General features: G+C 72.1%; 8 protein-coding genes. 6 read left to right on the top strand and 2 right to left on the bottom strand.

Annotated features, from left to right (window positions below; genetic code table 11):
• Positions 1-2500 (top strand): bifunctional FO biosynthesis protein CofGH (locus tag H0X00_RS19605; protein ID WP_293774112.1); only part of this gene is annotated, 2500 nt, incomplete at its 5' end.
• Between the two features lie 144 nt (positions 2501-2644).
• Here the strand turns inward: H0X00_RS19605 and H0X00_RS19600 are convergent.
• Positions 2645-3064 carry a hypothetical protein gene (locus H0X00_RS19600; RefSeq protein WP_293774110.1) on the bottom strand — a complete coding sequence of 140 codons (420 nt, stop codon included), beginning with the start codon at positions 3062-3064 and terminating at the stop codon, positions 2645-2647.
• Entirely contained in the window at positions 2989-4107 is a 1119-nt protein-coding gene (locus H0X00_RS19595; protein ID WP_293774109.1) for an NAD(P)/FAD-dependent oxidoreductase, read from the bottom strand. The genes H0X00_RS19600 and H0X00_RS19595 overlap by 76 nt, the downstream gene beginning before the upstream one ends.
• 74 nt (positions 4108-4181) lie before the next feature.
• On the opposite strand from H0X00_RS19595, the gene mftA reads away from it, so the two are divergent.
• From mftA to H0X00_RS19570, 5 genes are read left to right on the top strand one after another with little or no spacing between them, the layout of a single operon-like run.
• Positions 4182-4313, top strand: coding sequence for a mycofactocin precursor MftA (mftA, locus tag H0X00_RS19590; protein WP_293774108.1), 132 nt, complete (start codon positions 4182-4184; stop codon positions 4311-4313).
• A complete protein-coding gene (gene mftB, locus H0X00_RS19585) occupies positions 4303-4608 on the top strand; it encodes a mycofactocin biosynthesis chaperone MftB (RefSeq protein WP_293774107.1) in 306 nt (101 codons plus the stop codon). The genes mftA and mftB overlap by 11 nt, the downstream gene beginning before the upstream one ends.
• The gene (mftC, locus tag H0X00_RS19580) at positions 4605-5843 is read left to right on the top strand and encodes a mycofactocin radical SAM maturase (RefSeq protein WP_293774105.1); all 1239 of its coding nucleotides are present in this window, start codon (positions 4605-4607) and stop codon (positions 5841-5843) included. The genes mftB and mftC overlap by 4 nt, the downstream gene beginning before the upstream one ends.
• The gene (gene mftE / locus H0X00_RS19575) at positions 5833-6594 is read left to right on the top strand and encodes a mycofactocin biosynthesis peptidyl-dipeptidase MftE (RefSeq protein WP_293774104.1); all 762 of its coding nucleotides are present in this window, start codon (positions 5833-5835) and stop codon (positions 6592-6594) included. The genes mftC and mftE overlap by 11 nt, the downstream gene beginning before the upstream one ends.
• Positions 6591-7391: a mycofactocin-coupled SDR family oxidoreductase gene (locus H0X00_RS19570; RefSeq protein WP_293774103.1), complete on the top strand. Its 801-nt coding sequence runs from the start codon at positions 6591-6593 to the stop codon at positions 7389-7391. Before mftE ends, H0X00_RS19570 begins: the two co-directional genes overlap by 4 nt.
• The last annotated feature ends 236 nt before the right edge of the window (positions 7392-7627 follow it).

Raw genomic sequence — 7627 nt, 5'->3', positions numbered from 1 at the left:
GGCCGACCTGACCGCGACCGCGGCCCGGGTGCGTGACGCAGGCCTGGCTGCGGCCGGGCGCGTCGGCGTCGTCACCTACTCCCCGAAGGTCTTCGTCCCGGTCACCCGGCTGTGCCGGGACCGCTGCCACTACTGCACGTTCGCCGTGACGCCGGGTCAGTTGCGCCGCGAGGGCGCGGCTCCGTACCTGTCCGCCGACGAGGTGCTCGAGGTGTGCCGGCAGGGCGCCGCGGCCGGCTGCCGGGAGGCCCTGTTCACCCTCGGCGACCGGCCGGAGGACCGTTGGCCGGCCGCGCGGGAGTGGCTGACCGAGGCCGGCTACGACTCGACGCTGGACTACGTGCGGGCGCTGGCGATCCGGGTCCTGGAGGAGACCGGACTGCTGCCGCACCTCAACCCCGGGGTGATGAGCTGGGAGGAACTGGCTCGGCTCAAGCCGGTGGCGCCGTCGATGGGCATGATGCTGGAGACCACTGCGGCCCGGCTGTGCGCCGAGCCCGGGGCGGTGCACTACGGCTCGCCCGACAAGGACCCGGCGGTGCGGCTGCGGGTGTTGGAGGACGCCGGCCGGCTGAACGTGCCGTTCACCACCGGGATCCTGGTCGGCATCGGGGAGAGCTTGGCCGAACGCGCCGAGTCGCTGTTCGCGATCCGCCGGGTGGCGCGGGCTTACGGGCACGTGCAGGAGGTCATCATCCAGAACTTCCGGGCCAAGCCGGATACTGCGATGCGGTCGGTGGCGGACGTCGGGTTCTCCGAGTACGTGGCGGCGGTGGCGACGGCCCGGATTGTGCTCGGGCCGAAGGTCCGGATCCAGGCCCCGCCGAATCTGTCAGCCCCCGAGGAGCTCGCGGCCCTGCTCGCCGCCGGCGTCGACGACTGGGGCGGGGTGTCCCCGGTGACGCCGGATCACGTCAACCCCGAGCGGCCGTGGCCCGCTGTGCAGGTGTTGCGCGCGGCCACCGAAGCCGCCGGCTTCACCCTGACCGAGCGGCTGACCGCGCACCCGGAGTACGTGCTGGCCGGTGAGCCATGGATCGACCCCCGGGTCGCGCCGCACGTCCGCGCGCTCGCGGGTCCGGACGGCCTGGCCGGCCCCGGGCGTCCGGTCGGGCTGCCTTGGCAGGAGCCCGAGCGGGACCGCTCGGGTGGCGCCCAAGGATTCGGGCGGGTGGACCTGCACACCGCGATCGACTCCGACGGCCGACTGACCGAGCACCGATCCGACTTCGTCTCCGCGTTCGGCGACTGGGACGCGGTTCGGGAAGACGCCAGCCGGATCGACCAGCGCGCACCGGAGCGCCTGCCCGCCGAGGTGGCCGCGGCGTTGCGTGCGGCTGAGCGGTCGCCAGCGGATCTGACGGATGCTCAGGCGCTGGCCCTGATGACCTGCGACGGCGCTGCGCTGGAGGCGCTCGCGGCGCTCGCTGATGCGATCCGCCGCGACGTCAACGGCGACGCCGTCACCTACGTGGTGAACCGGAACATCAACTTCACCAACATCTGCTACACCGGCTGCCGGTTCTGCGCGTTCGCGCAGCGGCGCACCGACGCGGACGCCTACTCGCTCTCGCTCTCGCAGGTGGCCGACCGCGCCGAGGAGGCCTGGGCGGTCGGCGCCACCGAGGTCTGCATGCAGGGCGGCATCGACCCCGAGCTGTCAGGCTCCGGGTACTTCGACCTGGTCCGCTCGGTGAAGGACCGGGTGCCCGGCATGCACGTGCACGCGTTCAGCCCGATGGAGGTCCTCAACGGCGCGGCCAAGGCGGGCCTCTCGATCAGGGAGTGGTTGACCGCGGCCCGCGAGGCGGGCCTGGACACGATCCCCGGCACGGCCGCGGAGATCCTCGATGACGAGGTTCGCTGGGTGCTGACCAAGGGCAAGTTGCCGACCGCGGCCTGGATCGAGGTCGTCACCACGGCACATGAGGTGGGCCTGCGCTCGAGCTCGACGATGATGTACGGCCACGTCGACACCCCGGCCCACTGGGTCGCGCACCTCAAGCTGCTGGCGCAGTTGCAGGACCGCACCGGTGGATTCACCGAGTTCGTCCCGCTGCCCTTCGTCCACACCAGCTCGCCGATCTACCTCGCCGGCGTCGCCCGTCCGGGCCCGACCGCGCGGGACAACATCGCGGTGCACGCGATGGCTCGGCTGCTCTTGCACGGGCGGATCAACAACATCCAGACCTCGTGGGTGAAGCTCGGCGTGGAGGGCACCCGCTCCATGCTGCGCGCCGGCGTCAACGACCTCGGCGGCACGCTGATGGAGGAGACCATCTCCCGGATGGCCGGCAGCGAGCACGGCTCCCGTCGCTCGCCCCAGGAACTCGACGAGATCGCCGCCGGCATCGGACGCCCGACCCGGCAGCGCACCACGACCTACGGCGTCCCCGACCCGGAACGCGTCGCGCTCTCGTACCAGCCGCCGGCCCGGGTGCGGCTACCGATCACCCCGGTCGGCGGCTCCGCCCCCGGCCTGCGGCTTCCCGCGCGGTAGGCCGGCGCTTCCAGTGAATGTCTCGGAGCTGTCGCCCCGTGGTCGATCTCGGCTGAAGCTGCATTTCGTTACACCAGAGGCGGTTTCAAGGCCCCAGGACGGTTCCCACGTAACGAAGTGCAGCCTCAGCCTCGGGAGTCCACGTCAAGCCTGGATCAGGTCGAAGTCGTCGGGCTTGAGCTCCTGCACCGCGGCCAGGTAGTCGCGCATGTAGCCGGGCCAGTTGGTGATGATCCGGCCCTCGGCGTCGCGGTACCAGGAGTCGCAGTCGGTCCAGGCGGTGCCGGCGAACCGCTGCTGCAGGGCGGCGTCGGAGGCGGCCTCGACCTCGGCCTTGACCTCGATCGCGGCGGCCCCGCGCGCCCGGACCAGTTCAAGGGCCTGCCGGATGTAGGCGGCCTGCTGCTCCAGGTACCAGATGATCGAACCGCCGGAGGTGTTCGTGTTCGGGCCGTACATGACGAACATCGACGGAAAGCCCGGCACGGTCAGGCCGAGGTGGGCGTGGGCGCCCTTGGACCAGGCCTCGCGCAGGTCGCGCCCGTCGCGGCCACGGACCTCCATCGGGAACATGAAGTCGGTGGTCGCGACCCGGTCGCCCAGATCACACAGTCCACCTCGCGGGTCCTGCCGTCCGCGCTGCGGATCCCGATCTCGGTCAGGGCTTCGATGCGGTCGGTGACCACCTCGACGTTGGGTCGGGTCAGCGCGGGCAGGAAGTGGCTGGAGAACAGCACCCGCTTGCAGCCGAAGGTGTAGTCCGGCCAGATCTTGGCCCGGAGCGCCGGGTCCTTCACCTTGCGCTTCATGAACGCGGTCGAGCGCGCCTTGACGATCTTGCCGAAGGTGTTCGGGTGCCGGATGGCTGCCGTCAGGACCTCGCCGTAGGAGAAGAAGAAGCGGCGCAGCAGCGGCTGCAGGAAGGGGATGTTCTCGATCGCCCAACGGACGCCCGGCGGGTACTTCGTGTTCCGGCGGGCCAGGAACCAGTTGCCCGAGCGCTGGTAGACCGTCAGTTGCCCGACTTCCTTGACGATCTCCGGCACGAACTGGACCGCGCTGGCGCCGGAGCCGATCACGGCCACCCGCTTGCCGCGCAGGTCGTAGTCGTGATCCCAGCGGGCTGAGTGGAAGGAGTGCCCGGCGAAGGCGTCCCGGCCGGGCACGGCGGGGATCACCGGCTGGTGGAGTTGCCCCGTCGCGATCACCAGCACCTCGCCGCTGTGCTCGGCGCCGTCCGCGGTGCGCACCGTCCAGGTCTTCGCTCCGGCGTCCCAGGCGCAGTTCACGACCTGGCTGCCCGGCCGGATCAGGGCGTCCACGCCGTGGGTGCGGGTGACCTCCTGCAGGTAGCGCAGGATCGCCGGCTGCGGCGAGCACATGTGCGTCCAGTCGGTGCGCTGGGCGAAGGAGAAGGAGTACAGCGGGCTCGGGACGTCGCAGGCCGCGCCCGGGTAGCTGTTGTGGAACCAGGTCCCGCCGGGCTCGGCGGCGCCCTCCAGGATCGTGATGTCCGTGAAGCCGTGGTTCCGCAGCTCGACCGCCATGGCGATCCCGCCGAACCCGGCCCCGATGACGATGATGCGCGGAGTTGACCCGTCAGCCATGGCGCGGAGAGTAGCCGCCCGGGGTCCAACTAGAGTGGCCTGCGTCTCTTGGGACCCACCGAAGGAGCGCCCCGATGCCCCAGCCGCAGACCGACACCACCCTGACTGACGCTCCGGCCGACACAGCTCTGTCTGTCACAGATGGCGTCGCCGAGGACCTGCTCGTCGAGGACGTCTCCATCGACGGCATGTGCGGTGTCTACTAAAGCGCTCGCATTCGACCTCGACGCCCCCTGGGACCTGCACCCACGGGTCGAGATCCGGCCGGAACGGTTCGGGGCGCTGCTCTACAGCTTCGACACCCGCCGGCTGTCCTTCCTGCGCAGCCCTGAGCTGCTCGCGGTCGTGCAGCAGTTGGCCAACGCCGCCTCGGCGCGGGCGGCCTGTCTCGCGGCCGGCGTCGGCGAGGCCGAGCTGCCCCCGTACCGCGCGGCGTTGGCCCGGCTCGCGGAGACCGACATGATCACCGCCCGGGCCGCCCATGAACAGGGGAGCGCATGACCACCGTGTCGCCGCGTCCGCTGATCGAGGAGTTCGCCCTCGGGCTGGCCTCCCCGATCTGCCTGACCTGGGAGCTCACCTACGCCTGCAACCTGGCGTGCGTGCACTGCCTGTCCAGCTCCGGCAAGCGCGACCCGCGTGAGCTCTCCACCGCGCAGTGCATGGCGGTGATCGACGAGCTCGAGGCGATGAAGGTCTTCTACGTCAACGTCGGCGGCGGCGAGCCCACCGTCCGGCCGGACTTCTTCGAGCTGCTCGACTACGCGACCGCGCACAAGGTCGGGGTGAAGTTCTCCACCAACGGCTCGCGGATCACCCCGGCGGCGGCCCGCCGGATCGCGGCCAACGACTACCTCGACGTGCAGATCTCCCTGGACGGCGCGACCGCCGACGTCAACGACGCTGTGCGCGGCACCGGCTCCTACGCCACCGCGCTGCGGGCCCTGGACAACCTGGCCGCGGCCGGATTCTCCAACGCCAAGATCTCTGTCGTGATGACCCGTCAGAATGTCGGTCAGCTCGACGCCTTCGCCGCGCTGGCCGACCGCTACGGCGCGACCCTGCGGCTGACCCGGCTCCGCCCCTCCGGTCGCGGCGCCGACGTCTGGGACGAGATGCACCTGCGGGGGGACCAGCAGCGTGCGCTCTACGACTGGCTGCTCGACCGCGGCGAGGGTGTCCTCACCGGTGACTCGTTCTTCCACCTGGCCGGTTACGGCGAGGCGCTGCCGGGGCTGAACCTGTGCGGCGCGGGTCGCGTGGTCTGCCTGATCGACCCGGTCGGCGACGTCTACGCCTGCCCGTTCGCGATCCACCCCGAGTTCCTGGCCGGCAACGTGCTCGACCCGGGCGGCTTCGCCGACGTCTGGCGCACCTCGGACCTGTTCGCCGACCTGCGCGAGCCGCAGACCGGTGGCACCTGCTCCTCGTGCTCGGCCTACGACTCCTGCCGCGGCGGCTGCATGGCGGCGAAGTTCTTCACCGGGCTCCCGCTCGACGGGCCGGACCCGGAGTGCGTGCGCGGCTTCGGTGAGATGGCCCTCGCCGACGCCGACCGGGAAGGCGCTCCGCGCTCCCCGGTGGACCACTCCAAGCCCGGCGGGCGTAAGCCGACCGGCCCGGTGCCGGTGAGCATCGGGCCGCGGCCGGACTCGTTGACCTCCGTCTCAGGGATGACCCCACCGGACCGGGCCTGTGATGCCAACCCGCTGGCCGGGTTCGCCGGTGCCCGCTGACCACGCCCTGAGCTCCCTGGCTGACCTGACTTGGCCGGAGGTCAGGGACCGGGTCGGCCCGGCCACGGTGCTCGCGGTTCCGCTCGGGGCCACCGAGCAGCACGGCCCACACCTGCCGCACTCGGTGGACACCGACATCGCGGCCGCCCTCTGCGCCGGGTTGGGCGTGGCTCGCCCCGACGTCGTCGTCGCCCCAGCGCTGCCCTTCGGGGCCAGCGGTGAGCACGCCGGGTTCCCCGGCACGCTCTCGATCGGGAATGAAGCCCTGCGACACGTCCTGATCGAGCTGGCCCGGTCGGCCACCGACACCTTCAGCCGCGTCCTGTTCGTCTCCGCCCACGGTGGCAACGGCGTGGGCCTGCGCGGTGCGGTCACGCAGCTGCAGACCGAGGGTCGCCACGTGTCGATGTTCGAGCCGCGCTGGGCGGGGGAGCTGCACGCCGGTCGCACCGAGACCTCGATGATGCTCGCCCTGGCGCCGGACCGGGTCCGGATGGATCTGGCGGAGCCCGGGAATCCCGGTCCGCTGCCGGACATCCTGCCGCTGCTGCGCGGCCGGGGGATCCGCGTCGCCAGCCCGAACGGCATCCTCGGCGACCCTCGCGGCGCCACCGCAGAGGAGGGTCGCGCCCTGCTGACCCGCCTCACCGGCGACCTCGTCGCCCACGTCGATCACTGGCTCATGTCCGGTCGACCTGCACCGAGCGGTGTGCCTGTGCCGGACGCAACGGGGGGAAAGGTGGGGTCATGAGTGCGAAGCGGGTTGTCATCGTCACCGGGGCGGCGCGGGGCATCGGTGCGGCCACGGTCTCGGTGCTGGCGCGGCAGGGCTACTCGGTGCTGTGCGTCGACAGCTGCACCGACGACCCCGCGCTGGACTATCCGCTGGCCACGGTCGCGGACCTGGATGCGGTGGTGAAGCTCGCGAACGGCTCCGGCGACGGCGGGGCGGCCCCGTTCATGGCCGACGTCCGCGACGTGCAGATGCTTGAGGCCGCCGTGGCCGAGGCCGAACGGCGCTGGGGCGGGCTGGACGCGGCGATCGCCTGCGCCGGTGCCATGGGCGGCGGGGCCGTGCACTGGGAGACCTCGGTGGAGACCGAGCGGGCCGTCCTCGACGTCAACCTGGACGGGGTGCTGAACCTGGCCCGCGTCGCGGTCCCCGCGATGCTGAACCGGCCCGCGCCGCGGTCCGGGCGGTTCATCGCGATCGCCTCGGCCGGCGCCACCCGCGGGCTGCCGAAGCTCGCGGCCTACTGCGCCGCCAAGGCAGGCATCACCGGGTTCGTCCGGGCTCTTGCCGTCGAACTCGCGGACAGCGGCATCACCGCCAACGCGGTCAGCCCCGGCTCCACCGACACCGCGATGCTCGCCGAGTCCGCCCGCCTCTACGACCTGCCCTCGGCGGCCGAGTTCGCGGCCCAGGCCCCGCAGGGCCGGCTGCTGCACCCGGACGAGGTCGCCGCTGTCATCGCCTTCCTCGCCAGCCGGCAGTCCGGCGCCATGACCGGCGCGATCGTTCCGGCGGATGCCGGTCTCGGACTGTGAACCGCCGCGGGACGTCGTCCCGCAGGGGCGCCTGTCAGCCCGCCGGTGGGCTGACAAGCGCCCGCCCGGGACGACGTCCCGCAGGTGGGGTCCCGCTCGGCACCGGGGTGGACCTGGACCCGACGACCCGTCAGATCGGGGAGGCGGTGCTGATCGGCGGGGTGCCGCGCCGGGTGCTCCGACTCGGCCCGTCGGGGGTCGAGGCGCTCGCCGAGCTGCGGCGGGGGACGGTCCGC

Origin of the sequence: Sporichthya sp. (assembly GCF_013815995.1) — a bacterium.
Taxonomy (GTDB): domain Bacteria; phylum Actinomycetota; class Actinomycetes; order Sporichthyales; family Sporichthyaceae; genus Sporichthya.
Note: the sequence above shows the minus strand (reverse complement) of the source record. Positions and strands in the feature narration are given on the sequence as shown.